Origin of the sequence: Pseudomonas sp. MYb2, assembly GCF_002979955.1 — a bacterium.
Taxonomy (GTDB): Bacteria; Pseudomonadota; Gammaproteobacteria; order Pseudomonadales; family Pseudomonadaceae; genus Aquipseudomonas.
Genome location: NZ_PCQC01000006.1, coordinates 374,756 through 396,532, shown reverse-complemented (window position 1 = coordinate 396,532; position 21,777 = coordinate 374,756). Strand labels below are relative to the sequence as shown.

The 21,777-nt window shown below is 56.2% G+C and carries 25 protein-coding genes, 1 tRNA gene and 2 pseudogenes; 20 read left to right on the top strand and 8 right to left on the bottom strand.

Translation table 11 applies throughout. The features are described from left to right. The first annotated feature begins 97 nt into the window (after positions 1–97). From CQ009_RS13175 to CQ009_RS13090, 18 genes are all read left to right on the top strand, one after another. The gene (locus CQ009_RS13175) at positions 98–1,018 is read left to right on the top strand and encodes a phage tail tube protein (protein ID WP_177430984.1); all 921 of its coding nucleotides are present in this window, start codon (positions 98–100) and stop codon (positions 1,016–1,018) included. Positions 1,019–1,089: 71 nt separating this feature from the next. Beyond that, positions 1,090–1,575, top strand: coding sequence for a hypothetical protein (locus CQ009_RS13170; RefSeq protein WP_105706707.1), 486 nt, complete (start codon positions 1,090–1,092; stop codon positions 1,573–1,575). Between the two features lie 2 nt (positions 1,576–1,577). Continuing rightward, entirely contained in the window at positions 1,578–1,817 is a 240-nt protein-coding gene (locus CQ009_RS13165; protein WP_105706705.1) for a hypothetical protein, read from the top strand. A 31-nt stretch (positions 1,818–1,848) separates the two neighbouring features. Then, complete coding sequence (locus CQ009_RS13160; protein WP_158260937.1) at positions 1,849–2,205, top strand: DUF2513 domain-containing protein; 357 nt, start codon at positions 1,849–1,851, stop codon at positions 2,203–2,205. A gap of 59 nt (positions 2,206–2,264) precedes the next feature. Continuing rightward, a complete protein-coding gene (locus CQ009_RS13155; protein WP_105706701.1) occupies positions 2,265–2,702 on the top strand; it encodes a hypothetical protein in 438 nt (145 codons plus the stop codon). A 9-nt stretch (positions 2,703–2,711) separates the two neighbouring features. Further along, the gene (locus tag CQ009_RS13150; protein WP_105706699.1) at positions 2,712–3,008 is read left to right on the top strand and encodes a hypothetical protein; all 297 of its coding nucleotides are present in this window, start codon (positions 2,712–2,714) and stop codon (positions 3,006–3,008) included. Then, positions 2,974–5,985, top strand: coding sequence for a phage tail tape measure protein (locus CQ009_RS13145; protein WP_256585417.1), 3,012 nt, complete (start codon positions 2,974–2,976; stop codon positions 5,983–5,985). Before CQ009_RS13150 ends, CQ009_RS13145 begins: the two co-directional genes overlap by 35 nt. Positions 5,986–6,004: 19 nt before the next feature. After that, positions 6,005–6,589 (top strand): hypothetical protein, encoded by a 585-nt coding sequence (locus CQ009_RS13140; protein WP_105706695.1) that lies wholly within the window; start codon positions 6,005–6,007, stop codon positions 6,587–6,589. After that, on the top strand, positions 6,589–7,191 hold the full coding sequence (locus tag CQ009_RS13135) for a hypothetical protein (protein ID WP_105706693.1): 603 nt from the start codon (positions 6,589–6,591) through the stop codon (positions 7,189–7,191). Before CQ009_RS13140 ends, CQ009_RS13135 begins: the two co-directional genes overlap by 1 nt. Positions 7,192–7,193: 2 nt before the next feature. Next, positions 7,194–7,592: a hypothetical protein gene (locus CQ009_RS13130; protein WP_105706691.1), complete on the top strand. Its 399-nt coding sequence runs from the start codon at positions 7,194–7,196 to the stop codon at positions 7,590–7,592. Then, positions 7,589–10,630 carry a DUF1983 domain-containing protein gene (locus CQ009_RS13125; protein WP_105706689.1) on the top strand — a complete coding sequence of 1,014 codons (3,042 nt, stop codon included), beginning with the start codon at positions 7,589–7,591 and terminating at the stop codon, positions 10,628–10,630. The genes CQ009_RS13130 and CQ009_RS13125 overlap by 4 nt, the downstream gene beginning before the upstream one ends. Next, the gene (locus CQ009_RS13120) at positions 10,627–10,980 is read left to right on the top strand and encodes a hypothetical protein (protein WP_105706687.1); all 354 of its coding nucleotides are present in this window, start codon (positions 10,627–10,629) and stop codon (positions 10,978–10,980) included. The genes CQ009_RS13125 and CQ009_RS13120 overlap by 4 nt, the downstream gene beginning before the upstream one ends. Beyond that, on the top strand, positions 10,977–11,639 hold the full coding sequence (locus CQ009_RS13115) for a hypothetical protein (RefSeq protein ID WP_105706684.1): 663 nt from the start codon (positions 10,977–10,979) through the stop codon (positions 11,637–11,639). Before CQ009_RS13120 ends, CQ009_RS13115 begins: the two co-directional genes overlap by 4 nt. A 26-nt stretch (positions 11,640–11,665) precedes the next feature. After that, positions 11,666–12,667, top strand: coding sequence for a phage tail protein (locus tag CQ009_RS30205; RefSeq protein ID WP_256585416.1), 1,002 nt, complete (start codon positions 11,666–11,668; stop codon positions 12,665–12,667). Then, entirely contained in the window at positions 12,667–13,002 is a 336-nt protein-coding gene (locus tag CQ009_RS13105; RefSeq protein ID WP_105706682.1) for a hypothetical protein, read from the top strand. Before CQ009_RS30205 ends, CQ009_RS13105 begins: the two co-directional genes overlap by 1 nt. Further along, positions 12,999–13,358, top strand: coding sequence for a phage tail protein (locus CQ009_RS13100; RefSeq protein ID WP_105706680.1), 360 nt, complete (start codon positions 12,999–13,001; stop codon positions 13,356–13,358). The genes CQ009_RS13105 and CQ009_RS13100 overlap by 4 nt, the downstream gene beginning before the upstream one ends. A 67-nt stretch (positions 13,359–13,425) precedes the next feature. Beyond that, the gene (locus CQ009_RS13095; protein ID WP_105706678.1) at positions 13,426–13,848 is read left to right on the top strand and encodes a cell wall hydrolase; all 423 of its coding nucleotides are present in this window, start codon (positions 13,426–13,428) and stop codon (positions 13,846–13,848) included. Then, complete coding sequence (locus CQ009_RS13090; RefSeq protein ID WP_105706675.1) at positions 13,848–14,360, top strand: lysis system i-spanin subunit Rz; 513 nt, start codon at positions 13,848–13,850, stop codon at positions 14,358–14,360. Before CQ009_RS13095 ends, CQ009_RS13090 begins: the two co-directional genes overlap by 1 nt. Before the next feature lie 559 nt (positions 14,361–14,919). Here CQ009_RS13090 and CQ009_RS13080 read toward each other — a convergent pair. Then, entirely contained in the window at positions 14,920–15,660 is a 741-nt protein-coding gene (locus CQ009_RS13080; protein WP_105706670.1) for a hypothetical protein, read from the bottom strand. Between the two features lie 83 nt (positions 15,661–15,743). After that, positions 15,744–15,953 (bottom strand): hypothetical protein, encoded by a 210-nt coding sequence (locus CQ009_RS13075; RefSeq protein ID WP_016774031.1) that lies wholly within the window; start codon positions 15,951–15,953, stop codon positions 15,744–15,746. Between the two features lie 251 nt (positions 15,954–16,204). Here CQ009_RS13075 and CQ009_RS29935 point away from each other — a divergent pair. Further along, positions 16,205–16,282: transfer RNA gene (locus CQ009_RS29935), tRNA-OTHER, on the top strand. 385 nt (positions 16,283–16,667) lie between these two features. Then, positions 16,668–16,892 (top strand): annotated as a pseudogene (locus CQ009_RS13070) (allantoin permease); the annotation flags it as partial. Positions 16,893–17,008: 116 nt separating this feature from the next. Here CQ009_RS13070 and CQ009_RS13065 read toward each other — a convergent pair. The 6 genes and pseudogenes from CQ009_RS13065 to CQ009_RS13035 all read right to left on the bottom strand — a co-directional run bounded on the left by CQ009_RS13065 (position 17,009) and on the right by CQ009_RS13035 (position 21,753). Next, on the bottom strand, positions 17,009–18,886 hold the full coding sequence (locus tag CQ009_RS13065) for a glycosyltransferase family 4 protein (RefSeq protein WP_105706667.1): 1,878 nt from the start codon (positions 18,884–18,886) through the stop codon (positions 17,009–17,011). Positions 18,887–18,975: 89 nt separating this feature from the next. Then, complete coding sequence (locus CQ009_RS13060; protein WP_105706665.1) at positions 18,976–20,154, bottom strand: acyltransferase; 1,179 nt, start codon at positions 20,152–20,154, stop codon at positions 18,976–18,978. Between the two features lie 376 nt (positions 20,155–20,530). Then, a pseudogene (locus CQ009_RS13050) lies at positions 20,531–20,676 on the bottom strand (IS3 family transposase); the annotation flags it as partial. A gap of 99 nt (positions 20,677–20,775) precedes the next feature. Further along, positions 20,776–21,060 carry a hypothetical protein gene (locus CQ009_RS13045; protein WP_105706663.1) on the bottom strand — a complete coding sequence of 95 codons (285 nt, stop codon included), beginning with the start codon at positions 21,058–21,060 and terminating at the stop codon, positions 20,776–20,778. A 111-nt stretch (positions 21,061–21,171) separates the two neighbouring features. Next, positions 21,172–21,402 (bottom strand): hypothetical protein, encoded by a 231-nt coding sequence (locus CQ009_RS13040; protein ID WP_008082703.1) that lies wholly within the window; start codon positions 21,400–21,402, stop codon positions 21,172–21,174. 120 nt (positions 21,403–21,522) lie between these two features. After that, positions 21,523–21,753, bottom strand: coding sequence for a hypothetical protein (locus CQ009_RS13035; protein ID WP_105706661.1), 231 nt, complete (start codon positions 21,751–21,753; stop codon positions 21,523–21,525). Positions 21,754–21,777 lie beyond the last annotated feature (24 nt).

The window sequence follows — 21,777 nt, the reverse complement described above, 5'->3', positions numbered from 1 at the left end:
AGTGAAGTGGCGTTGATTATCTCAACGCCTCGAAGATTTACCACTTCAGATCGCCCGCGCCTGCGGGTTTTTTTATGCCCGCGAATAGGAGGCTCCAATGAGCTCTGGCGCAAAAGTTGTAAGCCACATCATTGCGGAGGTGACGCCCGGCGTTACCCCCGTCGGCACCTGGGACACGCTGCGCCTCACCGGCAACGCGTTGACCCCGACCGTCAACACCGAAGTCAGCGATGAAATCACCGACACCCGGCTGAGCCAAGGCTCGGTGGCCACCAGCATCGATATCGGCGGCGATCTGACGGCCGAGTTCTCGTTCGGCTCTTTCGACCAGATGCTCGAAGCTGCCTTCTACGGCGTCTGGACGGCTGACGTCCTGCGCGTGGGCGATACCCGCCACACCTTCAGCATCGCCAAGGGCTACAACGACGTCGGCGTGTATGGCGTGTTCAAGGGCGCGCACGTCTCGACCTTCGCGCTCGATATCCCATCGGAAGGGAAGGTGACCGCCACGTTCAACATGGCGTGCCTGGACTACACCGATGGCGACACGCCGATTGTCGTTTCGCCGAATGCGCCGACCACCACGCCGTTCCTGTCGAACAACAACGTCGGCACGATCTTGGTGAACGGCCAGTCGCTGGAAGGCGTTGCCTGTGTCTCGGCCATGACCGTGAACCTCGACAACAGCCTGCAAACTCAGCGCTGCCTTGGCTCCGATCGTCTGGGGCCGGGCGCGCACATCGCCACCGAGGCGGCGGTGACCGGCAGCATCACGCTGGCCTGGTCGAAGCGCGCGTGGGAAATCTGGAAGAACACCTTCACCCGTACGCCGATCGCAGTTGTCTTCCCGATCACCGACTCGCTGGGCAATAAGTACACGTTCAACTTCCCAGCCGTGGAAGTGGACGGCGAGCTTCCGAACGGAGGTAAGCGCGACCTGATCGAGGTCACGCTGAACTACACCGTCGCCAAGCTCAGCCCGACCATCACCCGCGAAGCGGCTGATCCAACCCCGTAAACCCTTTGGCTCCCTCGGTTCAAACGCCGGCCGGGGGATTCCTTTTATTGGCGTGGCGTTGAGGAATTGAAATGGCTCTGCAACTGGGCAAGAAGAAGCCGGCGATCGCCGGTGAGCGCTGGGCGAAGTTCGACGACGACACCAAAATTCTGCTCGCCAGCATCGACAACCCTGAATACCAAGTCGCTCTTGAGCGCATGCGCCGCCGGATCCATCGCAACGACGCTCGCTTTGAAGAGGGCCAGGTGGGCGTGGTTGCCGGCGAAATGACCGAGCATCAGAACCACGCAATGCTGCTCAGCCACTTCATCGTGAAGGACTGGGAAGGCGTACTGGACGCCGAGGGCAACCCGATCAAATACAGCCCTCCAGTGGCCGCCGAGCTGCTCGAAAACAACATCGAGTTCTTCATCTTCGTGCTGCGCGAAGGCGCGCTGGCTGCCAACGATGCCGCCGAAGAGCGAGCTGAGTCGGTGGGAAAGCCGTCTGCCGCTTCGAGTGGGAGCAAGAGTGGGGCGGGGAAAGCGAGAAGCGCCGGGCGGTCTACTCGCGGCTGAAGATGGCGATCCCTGGCGAGCCCGAGAATGACCCGCTCACCGCCTACCTGCTCAATCTGTACCGGAACGTCTCTCGCGGCCGCCGGTACATCGCCGGCATGGCCGGTGCGTTCCCGCTCCCACTGTCGGCGCGGGAGATCTCCGACTGGCTGGAGTCGCACCCTTCGCCGCTGCCGCGCGATGAGATCGATGATGTGATGTTTGCGCTGGATGCTGTGTGCTTGGCCGGCGACGATGGTTAGAATGAAAATTCATAGCCATGGAGCGGAAGACATGCAGCGTAATTGGGATTTGATCCGGATGATCCTTTTGGATCTCGAAGAGGCAAACGGTGAGCACAGGAAGGCTGAGGAAATGCCGCCATTCCCAGCGGACTGGGTAGCTCTACACATGAAAATGATGGAAGAGGGTGGCTTGATCGAAGGTAACGACCCTGGATTTCTGAGTGGCCCTCCCCAGTTTTTCGCGCTGGGGCTAACGTGGAAAGGTCGCGAGCTGCTCGACAGCATCAGAGCACCTTCGGTCTGGGATAAGACAAAAGGGCTGCTGAAAGAAAAAGGGATTGGCCTGACGCTCGACACAATCAAGGCTGCGGTTGTCACTGTGGTTACTCAGCTTTTGAAATCGTGATTTTGTTGAGGGCCTCGACTTGGTGCTAGATTCCTCTTTCAAACAGGGAGGGGGTGTCTTTGAAAAGACAAATAGCATTTGGGCTGGCGTTCTTGCTTCTGGCGGGTTGCGAAACTACTCGCGTTTCGCCTGAGAAGGCCGCACAGGTCCCGGCAGACGATATCTTTGCCTTTGGGAAGTCAAATTCGGCCAGTGATGCTCGCATTGTTTTCACTCAGGACGCAGGCGCTCTGAGCTGCCTCGGTGCAGGTATGCAGGTTTTTCTCAACGAAAGACTGGCAGCTGAAACGAGCAGCGGGAAATCGGTGAAGCTGTACCACAAGCCCGGCCCAGTCCAACTGAGCATCAAAAACAATGCTGCGTGCGCCGGGGGTGATCTGCGAGGAATGCTGCTCGATTTGAAGCCTGGATACTCTTATTCAGTTCGCGGATATCGCGGAATGTGGGACAAGGCTGAACCATTGTTGACATCACCAGAGCCCTATAAATACAAGTAGAGAGGCGGCATGAAACGATTAATTGCGGCATCGCTAGCATCATTGTGCATTGCGCTTTCAGCCCATGCTGAAGACAGTTCGTGCAAGAAAATTTCTGCGCTGGCCGGGCAGGCTATGACAGCGCGCCAGAACGGTCAGTTACTTGAGGATTCGCTCGATAAAATCGGCGACGGCAGCAAATTTGCGCGCTCTATGATCCTCAAAGCCTACGAGCGACCGGTAGCAATAGTCGACAGAAACAAGACTGAAGCAATCAATGAATTCAGGAACGATGCGTTTCGTCAGTGCCTGGATGCCAACGGATAGACCAATCGCTCACAAAACCCGCTACGGCGGGTTTTTTTTATGCCTGGAGAAAACAATGGCTCAGACATCCCGCCTGGTTCTGGAGATCGACAGCCGGGACGCCGAGCAAAAGGCTGCTGACACACGCAAGGCGCTTGAGGCGCTCGAAGGTGCCGGGCTTCGGGCTAAGCCAGTCATGGACAGGCTGGCTGACGGCATCGATAGCGTTGGTCAGTCCTCGGAAGCCACGGGCAAAAAGGTCAAAACGCAGAAGGAGCAACTGGAAGAGCTGCTGGGGAGCATCGACCCTGTCACCCGAAAGCTGGGTGAGCTGGACAAGCAAGAGAAGGAGCTGGCCAAAAACCGAAAGCTTGGCTTGATCGACGCCGATACGTTTTCAGATTATCAAGCGAAGATCAATACCACTCGAGCAGATCTTGGGCGCTTCAACACGGACCTTGGCAAAACCGGCATGACAGCAAAAGCAACAGCCGCCGCACTGCGGGGCGTTCCTGCGCAGTTCACCGATATCGCCGTTTCGCTGCAAGGCGGGCAGGCGCCTCTCACTGTTTTCCTGCAACAGGGTGGCCAACTCAAAGATATGTTCGGCGGTGTTGGACCTGCCGCGAAAGCGCTGGGCGGCTACATCCTCGGCCTGGTCAACCCGTTCACTGTGGCTGCAGCTGCGGTTGGTGTGCTGGGTCTGGCGTATTACCAAGGCTCGAAAGAGCAGGATGCCTATCGACTCTCCATCGTCACCACTGGCAATGCCGCCGGCACCACGACGATCGCGCTGGCAGAGATGGCGAAGCGCGTTAGTGGAGCCGTCGGCACCACGGCTGACGCTGCTGCGGCGCTGGCTCAACTTGCCGGTACCGGGAAGATCGCGAGCTCAAGCTTTGAGCAAATCGCAACTTCCGCAATTGCGTACGAAAAAGCCACCGGCAAAGCAGTGTCTGAGACCGTTGCAGAGTTTGCCCGGCTTGCCGACGACCCTGTGAAGGCGGTAGCGGAGCTAAACGACAAGTACAACTTTCTGACTGCTTCGGTGTACGAGCAAATCCGTGCCGCTCAGCAAATGGGTGAGAAGGAGGCGGCCGCGGCTATAGCTCAGGAAGCATACGCGAGGGCGCTGGGCGAGCGCGCCGCAACGATGAAGGCGAATCTCGGCTCTCTAGAAAGAGCGTGGAATGATCTTGCTGGTGCAGCCAAGAGCGGATGGGATGCCATTCTGAATATCGGGCGGGAGTCGAACGACGGTCCTGATGTTCAAGCCATCCAGCAAAAAATAAATTACCTGAAGTCCACTCTTGATACTGGTTATGAGGACGGTAACGCAAGGGAGCGAATCGCCTCTCTTCAGGCTGAACTGGATGCCTATAACAAAAAGTCGAAGGCCGAGCAGGACGCAGCTGATGCTGCCGCACGAAACGCCCAAATTCAGCGCGACGGTCAGGCCGCATATGAGGCTTTCGAAAAAAATAAAGAGCAATACTTCACAAAGGAGCAAAAGAGGAACAAGGCTCTTGAGGATGAGCTGAAACGAATCAACGCGGCCAGGGCTGCGGGCTATACGATCACCGCAGAACAGGAAGCCGCAGCTCTGAAGGCCGTCAGAGAAAGCGATAGCTTTAAGGATGCGGCAGAGAAGAAGCCAAAGGCATATCGCGAAGACGCCGGCATGAAGGCGCTCGACCAAGCCCGCCAGCAATATGCAGTTCTGCAACAGCAGAACTCGCTGATCGGCGTACAGAAAGGTGAGGTAGACAAGCTTGGCGCCGCCGGGCAGGCGCTGGTGAAGTGGGAGCAGGAGCTCGCCGACATCAAGGGTAAGCAGATCCTGACGGCCGACCAGAAGGCCCTGGTTGCGAACCAGGAGCTGATCACCGCCCAGCTGAAAAAGAACGCCGCGCTTGAGAAGGAAAACCAGCTCAAGAAGATATCCACGGAGGAGACGCAGAAGCTCGCGGCATTCCAGACCAATCTGGCCAGCCAATTGGTAAAGGCACAGACGGGCTTGGACAACAACCTCGCCGGCATGGGGATGGGCGACCAGCAGCGTCAGCGCTTGCAGGAACAGCTCAGCATTGAGCAGCAGTACCAGTCGCAGATGGATGCTCTGCAGCAGCAGCGCAACGAGGGACGCATCAGCGAAAAGCTTTACAGCGAAGAGACTGATGCCCTCCGCTCAGCGCTGCAAACCCGCCTCGCAATGCAGCAGCAGTACTACACGGACGTGGACGAGGCCCAATCTGACTGGTCGCTCGGTGCTTCATCGGCGTTTCAGACCTATTCCGAGCAGGCCCGCGACGTTGCCGGCCAGACCCGCAACCTGTTCACCAACGCCTTCAGCAACATGGAAGACGGCATCATCCAGTTCGTTAAGACCGGGAAGCTGTCGTTCAAGGATCTGGCGGACGGCATCATTGCAGATCTGATCCGCATCCAAGTGCGCAAGGCTGCTGTCGGGATTTTTGGCACGTTGTTTAGTGGCTTTGCCGGTGCCGGTGCATCTGCTGCGGGAAGCGGCTTAACCGCCGGATCTGCTGCTGCCACTTCGTCTACTCTCGGCGCGTTAGCCGCCGGCTACAGCTCGCAATTCGGTTTCTCCGACGGCGGCTATACCGGTGACGGCGGCAAGTTCGAGCCGAAGGGCGTGGTGCACGGCGGTGAGTTCGTAGTTCGCAAGGAGGCGGTTAGCCAGCCAGGCGCCCGGGAATTCCTCGAGCGCATGAACGCGAACGCCAAAGGGTACGCAGATGGCGGATACGTCGGCGCAAATGCTGCTGGGCCCACCTCCAATGTCGTTCCGATCTCATCGGGGTCGTCCACCGCTCCGGTCTTCCAGCAAAGCTTCAGCTTCCAAGGCACTCCGGATGACGCCACTGTCAATCTGGTGAAAGAGGCTGCCATGCAGGGGGCGAAGGGCGGCTACGAGTTGGTCGTGCGCGACCTGAAAATGAACGGAACCATCCGCCAGCTGATCGCGCGGCGCTAAGCAATTTAAGGAGTACTGCATGGCTCTCACGTGGCCGGCTTCGCTGCGCCCGTCAGAAATGACGTGGGGCATCGTCAACAACAGCAGGGCGTTCACTTCGACGCTCTCGAACGCCCAGCAGATCGTCGGCTACCCGGGCGCTTACTGGCAGTGCACCTTGACCTTCGGATTGCTGACCCGAGAGGAGGATCGACAGCTGTCATCTTTCCTCGGGAGGCTTGACGGCATGATGGGCACCTTCAACCTGCCAGCCTTCACCCGCCGGCGCACCAACAGCGTCGGCGCTCTCAGCGTGGTAACCGGAAACGCGCAGGCGCGATCGATGGTCATCGGCGGCGCGCCGGCGAATGCCGTTGTGTTCTCAGCTGGCGACTACATCACCATCGCCGGCGAGATGTTCGAGGTCACCGATCCTGCATCAGCAAATGCGCAGGGAAGGGTGACCGTGCTGCTCAACAAACGGATCCGCAAGACGCTCACGGCCGGTACCGCTGTCGAGTACCTCAACCCCTACTCGGAAATGCGCATGACCACCGATACATGGGCGATGTCCATCAAGCCGGTGATCTCGAACGGCAGCTACCAATTCAGGGAGGCCTTCTGATGCCCTCAGCATTTCCTTTCAGCCAGAGCGTGGTGAATATCATCGCCACTGGCAAGTTCATGCCGGTGTACGCGGTGCAGCTCGACTTTGTCGACGGCATGGTCTTCGCACACACCGGTACCGGTGATTTAGTGGTCAACGGGATAACTTATCAGGGAGTGGGCAATTTCGGCCAGGTCAGCCAATCGCAGGAAAGCGATAACTCAGGCTCTCCAATGTCGGTCGAGCTGACGCTCAGCGGCCTGGATTCTTACATCCTCTCCGAAACGAACGTTCGCGGCTGCCGGGGCCGGATAGCCAAGGTCATGTTCGTGGTGTTTGACGAGGCCGGCAACTACGCGGCGGACATCCTGTTTTCCGGGCGGATGGACGCGGCCAAGTTCTCGTTCGCCGGCAACGGCCAAGACGGCAACAGCATCACTGTGCCCGTGGTTGACCGGATGGCCGAGTGGAGCCGCACCGGCACCGAGCGCTTCACCGACGAGAACCACCGCGCCCGACACGACGGCGACCGTTTCTTCTACGCGATCGCGCAAATGTCCGAGTGGCCCATTTACTGGGGCTCGAAAAAGGACGCGCCGACATTCACCTACGGAAGCTAGCCATGCGCTACCGAGACTGGACAACCCGTCTGAACGACACGATCAAGGCCGCCCAAGAGCGGCCTTTTTTATGGGGCGAATTTGACTGTTGCCTGTTCGCGGCTGACTGTACGGCAGCGATATGTGGAGTCGATCCGGCCGAGAACTACCGCGGCAAATACACCACGGAAACCGGCGCCAAGCGGCAGCTAAAAAAGCAGCACGGAAGCCTTGAAGCTGCATGGGATGCCCATTTTGCAAGGGTGCCGCTGACGTTCATCCAGCGCGGCGACGTGGTGCTATATGACGCGCCCGGCGGCCGAAGCATGGCTGTTTTCTGGGCTGGCGATTATTGGGCAACAACCGACGACGGCGCAGCACGCGTTGTATGCGAGCCATTGGCCGCGTGGAGGGTTGAATGAGCGGCGGCGTAAGGAAAATTGCTTCGGTTGTCGTTGGTGCCGTTGTTGGTTTTGCGCAGGGCGGCCCATGGGGTGCAGTCGCCGGAGCGGCGCTGGCTTTTTATGCTTCAGAGCAACAGGAAAAGCTCAACACCAAATCGTCATTGCGCGACAACGAGCCTTCGGCGCAGACCGTGCGTTCATCGAAGGCTCCAGTTCGCTTCATCCTCGGTCGCGTTTCAACCGGTGGCGTGCTGGTCTGGGCGCAGGAACAACCGGGCGCGCAGGGCGAGGGTGAATGGTTGCACCTGGTCTACGTGCTATCCGAAGGCCCAATTGCTGCGCTCGAAAACATCTATCTGGGGGAGGAAGAAATTGGCAGCTACGGCGCGCAGGCAACTTATGAGTTAGTGGTCAATCCGACACAGGTAAACGCCTTCCTGAAGGCCAACTGCCCAGACTGGAAAGACAGCCAGATCGGCCGAGGTCTGTCCTTCGTCCGGGTTTCGCTGCAGTACAGTGCAGAGAAATTCCCTTCGGGCATTCCGGACACCCGCTTCGTGGTGCGCGGCCGCAACGACGTTTACGACCCGCGCACCGGCACCGCCGTTTACAGCGCCAATACTGCTCTGCACCTGCTCTGGTTCCTGCGCGCACGTTGCGGAGTGCCTGACGACGAGATCGTGTTCGAAACCTTCGCCAGCGCTGCCAATGTGTGCGACGAGGCCCTGACCAATGCCGATGGCTCGACCAGCCAGCGCTATCGCAGCGGCTGCGTGATTGGCGCAGATGAGCAGCGCACGGGTGTTCTCCAGAAGCTGGAAGCAGCCTGTGGTGGTCACCTGATCCGTGTTGGTGGTCGCTGGATGCTTCAGGCTGGCGCCTACTACGGTCCTTATGACTTCGAGATCACTGAGGACATGGTGATCGGCACAGTCACCGGCAGCACTGAGCCCACCAATGACTCGGCAATCAACACCGTCCGTGGCACGTTCATTGACCCGTTGCAGTCGTGGACAGAAACGGACTATCCCGAGGTCAGTGTCGCCGAATGGATCGTTGAGGACGGCGGCGAGGCTGCAGAAACGCTGACTTACTCCTACGTCACCGACCCCTATCAGGCGCAGCGTTTGGCGAACATGGAGTTGCGCCGGCGCCGCGCGGGCGGCGCGATCAGCATTCCGATGAACTTTGCTGGCTATAACTGCCGGCCGGGCCGCGTTGTGCGGGTCAACCTGCCGTCCCTTAACATCCTGGGAGAGTTCATCGTTTCGGACTGGTCCATGGGCGATAGCGAAGGCTGCAATGTCCAGGTCAAACAGTACGAGGCGGCAATCTTCGATGATGCTGTTGGGCAGCCGTACAATCCGATCGGCTTCATCAATCTGCCGGCCGGCGGTCTCGGCACGCCGAGCGCGCTGACATGGACGCAGGACACTACGGCCGAGGTAACGCAAGGAGTGCTGTCGTGGCTGCCACCTACAGGGATCGTGAAGGAATACATCGTCATTGTTCGCCAGGGCTATAACGCGATTCAGTCGCACAACGTTCCGGCCACTTCAACCGAGATCGCTATAAACGGCTTGCCCTCCGGCAATTACACCATGAGTGTTGCTGCGGTAGGACCAATGGCGCGCTCGGGCGAGGCGACCATCACTGTCAGCATCAATGGCCCGCCTATTCCAGAATCTTGCGTGGTGCAGTCCTCGATCGACAACATCGTGCTGATTCCGAGCAACTCGCAAAACGGTCTGAACGGCGGCACCTACGAATACTTCTTCAGCACATCGCCGACGGCAACCTCTGCTGATGCGGAATATCTGGGGCAAGGTCTGACCTTCACCCACACGGGCCTCGGGTTCTGGACGAATTATTATTATTTCATCAGATCCTCGAACGCATACGGTAAAAGCTCCTTCCTTTATGTTCCGGCACAGACCTCGAATGACGTTTCTGCTTACCTCGCCGCAATGGCAGGCAAGGTGGGTCGTACAGAGCTTGGCCAGGACATAGTCGACGAAATTGACAAAATACCGGGCCTACAGGATCAGATCGATGCGCTTGACGGGCTAAAGGGATATGAGCCGGATCAGGTGTATCTGAAAGGGCAGATGATTGTTGAAAGCGGTCAGATTTATATGGCCTTGCAGCCGGTTCCAGTAAACACGCCACCGCCAAATCCACTCTACTGGGAAGACGTAGGTGATCTTCTTGAAACAGCAAGCGGTCTTGCAGAGCAAGTTTCAACACACACCACGGAGATTACTGAGCTCGACGGCGAAGTAACCGCAACATCATCGGCGTTCAACGCTTTGCGTGCCTCTTGGCGTGATGATGATGGGCTGGGCGATCTTGATGGGGCGCTGAAAGAGTGGGGTAGTACAGCCGCAATCGCCGGCGAGGAGAAAGTTAGGTCCTCGGAGAATTTCGCGATTTCACAAAAAACCGAGACCTTGACGGCATCGGTTGCCGAGAATGAAGCAAACGTCGTTGACTTGCGGAAGACTGTTGCAACGGACAAGGAAGCCACTGCGCAGGCGATCACTCAGGTCAACGTGAAAGTCGGAGAGAACACCGCCGCCATTCAGGAAACCTCGACAGCGTTCGCCGATACCAATGGGAAGCTGACCACTATGTGGTCGGTGAAGATGCAGATCACGGCAAATGGGCAGTACGTCGCTGCCGGCATCGGGCTCGGGATTGAAAACACCGGAGCAGGACTGCAAAGCCAGTTCCTGGTGAGTGCCGATCGCTTTGCCATCGTCAACAGCATCGCTGGCGGTGCGCTTACGATCCCTTTCGCGGTAGAGGGTGGACAAGTATTCGTTAATTCGCTGCTGGTGAAAGACGGGTCAATCGTCAACGCAAAAATTGGCGCCTTTATTCAGTCAGACAACTTTGTTTCCGGTGTCCAGGGGTGGCGGCTAGATAAGCTTGGGAATCTTGAATTTAACGGGCCGGCGCCTGGTGGTGGTCGTTTAACAATGACTAATCGTGCGATCAAAGTGTTCGATCAGAACGGTGTGAAGCGCGTGCAACTAGGGGATCTCGACGCATGACTTATGGAGCGAGGGTCTGGGACGAGAACGGCAATTTGGGAATGGACACCAACAGCTTTACCTACCAAGTGATCTGGCAGGGTGTGATTGACTTCAGTGGATCCGTTCCCAGTTACACGCTGAATATTCCGGGCTTCAACCCGGCCAACTGCGTGTTCATGATCATTCCGACAAGGGCACAGGATGTGCAGTCGTCGGAGACTGATGGTAGCGGCAATATAAAATCATACCCCTACGTCACGACCGCTGTCGGTCAAGTAGTGGTGCGCCCGAAAAACCCATCGGCCAGCGCCTCGACGCTTCAGACGAGGATTGTCGCGAAGGGGTATGCAATCAGGTACGGGACATGACATATGGCTTTCAGAGCATCAACGACAATTCGTTTGTTCAAATCGACTCAGAGGCACCGAGACTCTGTGTACTGACCACTGGGGCGTATTCCGGAAGCACTGTCGCGTCTGGAACATTTGCCAGGGCAGTGACGAGCGTTGACCCACCAATGGTTTTCATTCGCCCAAACCAGACCGGCGCCATTCAGGTTCCAATTGCTGTTTGGTTCACGGGTGGACCTGGAAACTGGACCGGTTTTTCAATGCGCGCCTCGGTGGTCGACGGGAGCCTAAGCGGCCTTTATTTTGTTGCGGCTTGGGCCTCTATGGGAACCGCGGCATACGGAATGCGGCTGTGGGATGGAGGAGGTACATTGGTTTACGACAGCGGCGCCCCGGCGGTTGTGGTGACCTTCGCCGCTGGTAACTGGACTTATTTGGGGTTGGAGCAACTGACCGTGGGTCGTCGGTATATATGGACTATTGCGAAGGCTCTCGGTGTGGGCGAATACATCTCTTTGAATCCCTTCGCAATGAACTGTCACAACGACGCGTCAGGTGGAGGGTGCGCCCTCGGTGTCGATTTCGCAGGCGGCCGAATCATGATGTATAGCCTGGCTACAACTGCCTGGACTGACCAAGGCCACCGCCCATTCCTCTGCGCCAAATTGCTGGCCTGATTCCCTAACGTTTCTGGAGATGCTCAATGCCCTGGTACAAGTCCGGGACGGTTTCTGTCGTCCAAAATTCCAATGCTGTGATCGGCACGGGCACGGCATTCATTGCTAACGCCCGCGTCGGCGATGCTTTCCGTGGCCCGGACGGCGGCTGGTACGAGGTGACCAATATTGCCAGCGATGCCGCTCTGTCAATCGCGCCGATCTACCAAGGCGCAGCCAATGCGAGCGGCGCATATGCACTGGCACCGATGCAGGGCTACGTCAAAGATTCGGCCGACGCTCTTCGGGCTCTCGTCAACCAGTTCGGTGGCGTGCTGGCTGTTCTCGGTCAAACACCAACAACTGCCGGGGTTCGCGCCGCTCTTAACCTGACCAACACCGACGGACTTCCTGAGGGGGCTACCAACAAATACATGACCGCCTCAGGTGTTCGGGCGATCACCCTGAGCGGGATCGATGTGGTAACGCCAGGCGCGGTTGCTTCGACGGACAGCATTCTTCTGGCGCTCGGCAAGCTCCAGGCAACAAAAGCCGACCTGTCCGGAACGAACAAAACCGTATCGATCGCGCAGGGCGGAACTGGTGCCGCGACGGTGGTGGATGCGCGCACCGCCCTTGGCCTTAAAAAGGCGGCGCTCGCGGATATCGTAGGCACGGTAAGCCAGTCTTCAGGCGTGGCAACGGGTTCGATTATTGAGACGGGTACGACAGCCAACGGCACATTCACAAAGTTCGCAGACGGCACGATGATCTGTCGCTCGTCGACCGTTTACGCATCTACCAGCATCCTTGCGGTCGCTGGCGCGGTGTTCAATGGTTCCCCGGCACCGTCGCAGGTCTATCCAGCCGCATTCGTCGGTGTTCCGGCCACCAATCAGTACTTTGAGCCAAGTACCGGCCAAGTGTGGGCGGCAACTACCGGGGTCAGCACAAGCTCACTCTGGTCTGCTGTTTACCCCTTCAGCCAGGTGCAAGTTTCCTCGCTGTCATTGACGCTTCATCGCATAGCCTACGGTCGGTGGTTCTAATGAAAATTCATCTGTCCCCAGTACGCAGCGAGCAGGAAATTGTCGCCACAAAATCGGGCGATTCATTGATCATCAACGGAGAACTGTTCGATTTCTCCCCCATGGGGGGTGGCGATACATTGCCGGCCGAGGCGATCAACTCCCCATGGTTTCCGGCCGATGTCGAAAAGCAAGATGGCGAGCTGATCCTGACGTTGCTTTTCCCGATCCCGCGAAACTTCAGTCCCGAGCAGGCTTTTCCTCTGCCAATGGAAAATGTTCCAGATGGCGAAATTGCTTTTCCGCCGGCGCTGCCCGTCATCAACGATCAGGCGATCATCGAGGAGCAGTCATGAGTATCGACTGGACCAAACTCATTACCAAAGCCATGAAGAACGCCGCCGCGCAGGCGGAGCAGTTGGCCTTCGCCAAAGCAGAACTTTCCTTAAAAAACGCGAAGGCCGTCGCTCAGATCGGCCGCATTCAAGACCGAATCGATACGATCGGTTTCGGCATCGATATCGGCGAGGCAACCGCAGATGACGAAGCCGAACAGGCTGCATTGGTGCTCAACCTGAAGGCGTGGAAAACGTACAAGTTCGCGCTGGGCAAGGTGACTGTGCAGCCGACTTGGTATGCCGCACCGGTTTGGCCGGCTGAGCCTCCTACCCCGGTAATCGTCGCCGCGCCAGAGGAGTTCGGCGCCGTTTGATGAATTGATTCAAGCCTGCATTACGCGGCCCGCCATCGAGCGGGTATTTTTTTGCCTGGAGAAATTGATGACTGCAACCGAGAAAGACCGCGACGTCCTCGCCCGCACGCTGTGGGGTGAGGCTCGCGGCGAAGGGACGGCCGGCCAGATTGCCGTGGCCTGGACGATCAAAAACCGCGTGAATGACGGCAAGGCAAATTCGTGGTGGGGGGAGGGCTATGCCGGCGTCTGCCAGAAGCCCTATCAGTTCAGTTGCTGGAACAAGACCGACCCGAACTATCAGTTCCTGATCGGCGTGAAGCAGATTCCGTTTCGTGAGCTGGCGCAGTGCCGGATCGTTGCTGACCAGGTAATCGACGGAAAGGTGCAGGATCCAACCGGCGGTGCCACGCATTACTACGCCACCAGCATCAAGGCGCCGGCATGGTCGGCGAAGGCCAAGCAGACGCTCAAGCTGGGCGGGCACGTCTTCTTCAAGGATGTGCCGTGATGGTCGTTCCTTGGAAAGCGTTAGGCGTGCTGGTGTTGGTTCTCGCCGGCTTCGGCAGCGCCTGGCAGCTTCAGGACTGGCGCTACGGCAAACAGTTGGCCGAGCAATCCCGGTTGCACACTGAAGACTTCAATCAACTCACCCAAGCTGCCGCTACAGCACAGCAGGCCGAGCAGGATAAGCGCCGAGCGCTCGAGCAGAGGCTGGCGACCAGCGAGCAAGCACACTTCGAGAAAATGACTGATGCCCAAAAGAATCAAGATCGCCTGCGCGATCGCCTTGCCACTTCTGATCTGCGGCTGTCAGTCCTCCTCGACACGGGTTCAGCCGGTGGCTGTTCAGTGCCTGCCGCCCCCGGCGCCGGCGGCGTGGATCATGCAGTCGTACGCGCCCGACTTGACCCGGCGCATGCTCAAAGAATTGTCGCCATCACCGACAACGGTGACCGGGGGTTGATCGCGCTGCAGGCGTGCCAGGACTACGTCAGGGCGCTTGAGCAAAAAACGAACTGAAACGACCTTTGCTGGCAGATTGATATTCTCTGGATTAAATTGACTGCCCTCTATGTGCTTTACAGCTAAAAAGGAAGTCAGCAGTGAAATTAAGAATCGATTCCGTTCATGGTCATGGCGATCACAAAGAAGAGCGAGTTAGGTTAACCGCATTAGAAGATTGCAATCTGCACTACTACATGATTTCTGACGCAACGTTCGCCGAGAGCGGCAGGCTCTCAAATAAGCACAGACACTCTAAGTGGTTCAACTCGAAGGAAGTAAAGAAGGGGGATAGAGTGGTGCTTTATACCCGAAATGGTACGGACGTAACTGTCAAGGGTGATGATGGAGTTGTCTGGCACAAAGTGTATTGGGGGTTGAGCTCTGGAGTGTGGAATGACGATGGTGACGCCGCAGTTCTGATAAGAATTGGCGCGTGGAACAGCACCGCAGTGAAGTAATTCCCGTACCACTTTTTGTACCAATCCTGCTTTTTTGAGGGGGGATTAGGGGGTGGAATGCCCCCTGAAGCCCTTTAAAACCCCCAGACCAAAAACGCCAGCTACTCCACACATCGTCAATCTTCAATCTTTGACCGAAGACCCACTGCTGCGGGCTTTGTCACAAAGCCATTTCCGGCGCAGGTCTGGCAGTCGTCACGCGCATCAAAGCGATCGAGGCAGGCAGGACACATGCAGAAGGCCGCCGACTCAATGTGAGGACGCACCTTTTCAAAAGCGCGCAGATCCCGTTCTTCATGCGCGACTTGCGCTGCATCTATAAGCGCTCGATAGGCGTCAGCGTCAGAGAGAGGGTGGTGGGTGATGCCGGCGATCATTCGTTCGGTCTCGACCAGTTGATACCGGCGCCCATTCATTTCCAGCACCAAGCCTGAAATCTTCCCAACCTTTCGGGAAAGCCCCAGGGTCAGCCGTACACCATCCGCGTCGGAGTAGACCTTCCCGCCGTAAGCGAAGGAAGCACCACGGGGCTCGTCATTGGCGAAGTTGAATATTGAGCGGCTGATAGTGCCCAGCAGGTTTCCGTTGTCGATCTGCACGACGTCATAGGTCGAGGCGCCGCGGTAGTGCCCGGTTGAGTTCTGCAGCTCCTCGACGGCGTGCCAGTACGCCGCGTTTGCCATTTCGTTCATGTCGAATCGCTCAAGCTCATCGATCAAGCCCTCATCAAGTAGCGCCGCCGTCATCTCATAGAGCGTTTCACGGTGGCCTTCGGGGTTTTGCATGCGGAAGTCCTGGTCGTCGAGATGTGCACGCCATCGCTGGAGCCGGAGGGTTTTCGCTTGGTCGAAATTCATGGAACGGGGTTCGCTGTACAAATGCTGTATGCATGTACAGTAATCGAGGCGCGGCGAGTAGGCGAGGAGGAGGCGACGAACTGTCAGTCGGGAGTCATCAACACAGCCAAGGTCATTTTGATGAATTCTTCGTTTTTGTCGATTGCCCAGAGGGCGCCGCGGACGTTCTCGGCGACGTCGGCCGATCCGCGTTGTTCGACCCAGTTCGACAGCTCCATGATGGCGGCTTCGAGGGCAAGCTGATTTTCGTTGATCTTGAAGAGCAGGGAAGGGAGCAGATCTGAGTTCGGCATTTTGGTTTCCTCCGTGAAGAAACCAGAGTAGCAGGGGATTCATTGTCGGCAGAACGCCGGAGGAGGGCAAACCGCTGAATCATGCAGAATCGGCATACTACGAGTTTACAGTAGCCGATAAGATAAGAAATTCTACGCGGATTTGAGAGCTTTTATTCGGGCCGCAATCGTTTTACGGAATGCGGAAACATTGGGCTGTATGGCAGGTTTTTGAGCTTGATTGCGGCCCAGAAAACCTATCACAACGCGCGGCCTGATTGATTTCCACTCGGGACTTAAAATCCCCCGCTCGTAAGGGCGTGCCGGTTCGATTCCGGCTTCGGGCACCATGAATATCAAGGGCTTGCGTGAGGTTTCTCATGCAGGCCCTTATTATTTGTTTTCCGCAATTTTTGAGTCTGCTCCGCGACCTAATTGGTCGGGCTGATTTTTGTGCCGATCCTTTCCAGATTTAATTCTCGCTCATTACTGCGGAAGTCCCTGAGCTGGTACTTGGCCTGCATGATGTCGCCGCTTGTTTCTGCTTTTGTCAGCGCCGGCCCAGCCACGAAGATCTTACAAACGTTTTTTCTCTACTCGTGCAGCCTCGCGCGCCGCGTCAAACCTCCCTCGCAAAGAAGCTGAAGGAAGGCGAACCACAGGCGATGCACCAGGTTTGAAAGGATTGCCATTGGCCGACGCTGCGCAAAATCACCTAGGCGCGATTGAGGAAGCTTGTGGGGACTGCTGTTTGTCTGGGCGACACAAACCCGGATCAACACCGCCAATTACTACCTGGCAACGTTGAACATGCAGGCGTTCTTCGGGCATTTTGGCGTGCGCGGTTCGTATTTGCTGTGGGCGTTGGTGGTCGGGGTAATCGTGTACGGCTTGATGCTCGCAGAGGGGTTTGCCTACCTGCTCAAGGCGCTGGCCTATCAGGGGATTTTCGTCGTAGCCGTATGGTGTTGCAATCCGCCGATTATCTCTGCCGGGGCGAACGGTAAAAATTGCAAAGACCGCTCTATACAGGCGCCGTTGCCGGATTCTGTATAGAGCGGAGTTGGCTGTATGGACTATGTATCGAGGTAGCTCTCAAGTAGCTTGATTCTTGGAACCATTTGGCGCTCGAAGCTGAACTCTCGGAGGATGGCCTGGCGTCCAGATTGGCCGAGTTGGTAAAGTTCCTCTCGATTGTCCATGTAGTACTGGAGGCGAGCGCAGATCATTGCGTAATCACGATTGATGATTTCCATCTCTTCAGGGGCGAAAATACGGGAGCCATCAAGATTCTGGTTCATGCTCTGGAAATCAGTCAGTAACATCGCAACGCCCTGCAGGCCCGCTTCGACGACACAGGTAGTCGGGAAGCCATCAAAGGATTCCGGGTAGGCTGGATCAAGTGCGGAATGTTGAATGTTTGGCGAGAGTATTACATCCATGGAAGCATAGAAGTCCGGGAAGAACGTTGCGGGCCTTGTTCCGTAAAACGTTACGTTACGCGCATCGCCCAGATCTATTATTGTCGCGTCGAACCCGCCGACGACATGGAAGTTGATTGATGGGTTGTTCGAGAAAGCTTTAATAACATCTGCAAAAACGTCATAGCCCTTTTCTGCACCGATGGCCGAATAGCGCTGCGCAACGAAGCAAACGTTGATGGCAGAATGATTGATAGAGCGCGGCAGGGGAGGCATCTCTGAATACAGTTCAGGGATGATTCCGCCAAAAATATGAACTATTCGTTCGGGACCACAGAAACCCTTGTCTATCAGATACCGGTAGGAGGTTATCTGGGTGGTGATTATTTTTTTAACCTTTGGGTTATCACAGAGACGCCGCAGCGACTCATCGGATCGCGGGTAATTGGGGGCAAAACCACCCCCTGGATAGAGAGTGAAAACAAGATGATCAGCTGAGGGCACACCAATCTGGGTGAAGAAAATATCGGCAAGATTCAGGAATACGCAATAGGCTACCTTGGGGTTGCCGATGTGATTTCTATCGAAGCGCCGGAGTCTTTCCTTGCTGATGTCGTTTGCTTTACAGAAGTCATCGACCTGATTCGAAAGTGCACTCTGCTCGCCAAAGCTGAACAGCTTTGCGTCGGGGCGGGTCTGCACGGAGCTGTCTTTAATCGACGTCATATAGGTGGAAAACTCCCCATAGCGAAAAGATGAAATTTTCGAGGGGAACGCTGAATCAAGGAGCAAGAGGCGTGTTTCTGATGGTGGCGCAGTGTTTACTGCTTTTGCGTCAAGTATTTGATTTTTGGCGCTTCTGCAAATGCTCTCCAGTTCGGGTTGCAAGCCGTGAAGCTCCGGGTTCCTGGCAAATTCCTGTTCTGCAAGGCTTATTTCCCCCGCCTCGAACAGCAAATCTGCGTATATCGCGGAAAGGACCTGCGACTCAGGAAAGAACGACAGGAGTTTTGCTGTAAGCGCTTTGATCTCATCGATGCTTATTGTGCTTTCGTACCTTATCCAGCAGCCAAAGAGGAACGAGGCTGCCTGTTCAAAATATCCTGCTAGAGATGTCGCTGGTGTGCTGTCTGGCAAGGCATCACTGTACAGCGTAGCCGCGGCTGAAATCCGCTCATGGGTTCCGCTTTCCAGCTCTAGAATGATATGCAGTGTAAGCGCCATCTGATCCGATGAATTGTGCTCCAGTGCGAGAGAAACTCTCTTCATCGCATCAGCGGAGCGCAGGTTCAATGGGTAACGGCCTTCACCATGTCCTGCATCAATATAGTGCTGAAGCGGATCGACCCCCGCCGCCTGAATGTCCGGGTATTGTTTCAAGTAGAACTCTTTGTCGAGAAGTGCCTCGCACATTAACGCATGGGCGTTTTGCACATTGACTGGCGTTTCCTCAACTCGTTCAGGAGCTGTTTCGTTCGCGGTTGCGTTGATTTTGGCTTTTTTGCCGGAGAAAAAACGGAACAATCTTTCCATTCGTCTAACTGTCCATAAGGTTTAAAGTTAACGCTGGCGTGCCACCGTTAAAATTTTGATGCTGGAAATCTTCTTGTTTCCAGAACCGCTTATTGGCTAACTTTTGCTTCCGCAGCATTTGTTGATCCTATACGACCGGCAATAGTTTTGCCGAGGGCAATACCAGGCAGCTCAACGAAACGGTAAACCAGATAGCTAAAGGTATAGGTGAGCAATATTACGATTAGCCAAATTGCCAGCGTGCCGGATATAAGTGACCATCCCGATCCCTTTGCCGCCATGCCGATCCGGGAGCCAACGATGGCAAGGAATAGGCCATGGAACAGATACACTGAATAGGAAACATCTGACATAAATGTCACAACCCTGCTGCGGCAAACCGTCTCTAGTACAGTCAAGTAACGTGCTACAGGACGATAGGGCACCAGCATGATTGCGATCAACGCCACCAGAGCGGTGAGGTAAAGTACTTGGTATCGGTAAATGTCGCCCAGCTTAGTGCACATTAGAAGTGCCAATAACACGTAAGCGGCTCTGTGCCATTTCGATGAGTTCGATATTGATGCGGCGCGATAAATCAATATGCCCGCGACAAATATCGGCAGTTTGAAGAACAACATAGAGGGTTCAAAAAAGAAATTGGCTTTGCCAGCGGCTACCGCTTGGTCAAATAGCCACATGAATGCGTACGAGAAGAGCGCCAGCGCGATTGCTGTTTTCCCCGTGCCAAATCGCTTCATCGCCAGGTAAATGAAAGGGAATACGACGTAGAATTGCATTTCCAGACTGAGACTCCAGTCCGGTAAAAACGTCGAGAAAGAATAGGTGGGAAAAAGACCGAATAGAAACGAGATGTGAAGCAGCAGATTGCCAATGGTGTAATTTGTTCTTGCTGGATCATAAACCCAATCACCTTGCCAGAGGGAGGGGTTCAATTCGCGCAGATGTGTATAACCACCAAGATAAATTGGCGCGAGGGCGACGACTAGAAACAGACAAAGATAATACGCAGGGGCCAATCGGAAATAACGACGCACGTAAAACCGTAGCCAGTTGGCAGGGTTTGACATCGGCTCGGTCGTTTCACGAGCCTGAACGGTATAAGCCATCAGTAGTCCAGATAAAACCATGAAGAGGTCAACAGCAATTTTGGGTGCTGGAACCGACATCTCCAACCATGAACCGCCCCAAATGAAACAGTGTCCGGTGACTACCCAAAAAGCCGCGAAGGCTCGGATACCGTTCAAAAAAGAGGTGTCTCTATTCATTTTTGCAACTTTCCATCCAGCGCGGGTTAAGCGTTAATGTTAACACGATGCCACTGTCTGATTTTTAGTCCCGCCCGTCGTGGGATTCTTCTGTGCAGAAACAGCTGATCAGAGCATCTGAACCTCAAGCCAATCCCCCGCGTCAGACCAACAACTCCAAGGTACCAAACAACCTGACATCCTCCGCCCGCGCCGAACGCGCACACCGGCGGATCACTTGGATCAGACATTCGACAAAACACTGCGCCGCCACGCCCAACTACACGTTGCGGGTGGTCACGATACAACGAATCGGTTTTTGTCGAGCATAGGCTCCATCCTCTGCGACCCGATGTATGCGCTTGGGGCTCCAATCTTGCCGACCATGCTTGAGTCACCGCGTCAGAACGGTCGTTTTGCCTTGAATCACGTAGCGCTCCTGAGCCTCTTTATACTCAACTCGCCTTTTTCGACTTGATCGAAGACAGACAATTTGAAGGTCAGCGTGTATCCGCGCTGACTGCGCCTTTTTGCTGATTCCAGTACGTCCTCCTGAAAAAAGATCAGAAGCGGTAAACCTGATTCCGGACGGGACACTGAGAATAAAAAAGGGGCCGAAACATTCGACCCCTTTTTTGTGCGTCAAACGAAGCGTTGTTGAGCAAAGCCGCGCGGTAAACGCTGGCGGCCGCCCATTGCAGTGAGACGTTCCTGCCATTCGGTACGCCAGTTCACCAGGCTGTGGCTGGTTTTGGTCTGGCGCGACGCTCGGCGTGCCGCATTGCGTTGATCCTTGCGGGCTTGTTTATACGCATCGGTATTGCGGCAGCTGCGGCACTTGACGCGATTGAGTTCGCGGCTCGCCGTGAGGTGTTGGCCCTTGTGACCACAGGCCAGATGTCCATCTACATTGAAATGAATAACCATCAGATGCCTCCTTCGTGACGTGTGTCTTTTTCGACCACGCACGACAGCCGGTGTTCATCAAAATGAAACACCGGTAGAACACCCGCAAGTAACTCTGGCGCGTGAAAGCGCTTACCTGAACCGTGGCAGCGGTCGATCGACAGGCTTGAGCGCCGACAACGTATTGCGGATCAATGGTGCGTCTTTCTCGATGTCGTTCAGACGATCGCGGATGCGCAGGGCGGTCGGGTGCCCGCCTTGGTGATCGACCCAGTCGGCGATCTCTTTGCAAGCGGCCGCGAGGCGTGCCTGCCGGGCGTCGAGCAGGGTGAGGAGGGTGGTGATGGACTCTTTTTCGGACATGAAACACCTCCGTTTTTACGAAACCTGAGCTGCAGCAAAAAGCCCGCGAGTCGCGAGCCTTCTGCCGTTGGGGCGCTGCTCCGTCAGCTGGTTTGAGTATAGACCCGCTTTTGCTCGGCATCAGCCGGAGGACTGGCGGGCCGGTAGTGGCGAACTGACTTTGTTGAGGCGCTGGCATTCGCGCTGGGCATCCTCTTGCGCGTCATAGCCGTCACCGATGAACCCGCCGGTACGCGTGTCGCAGATGCGGAACCAGCCAAGGGCTTCGGCAGGATCATGCTGGCTTTCTCCGGCACGTCGACCGTGAATGATGATCTTGTTGCAACGCTTCACGACGAAAATGTCTTCCATGGCGTCACCGCAGCTGATTCGTGT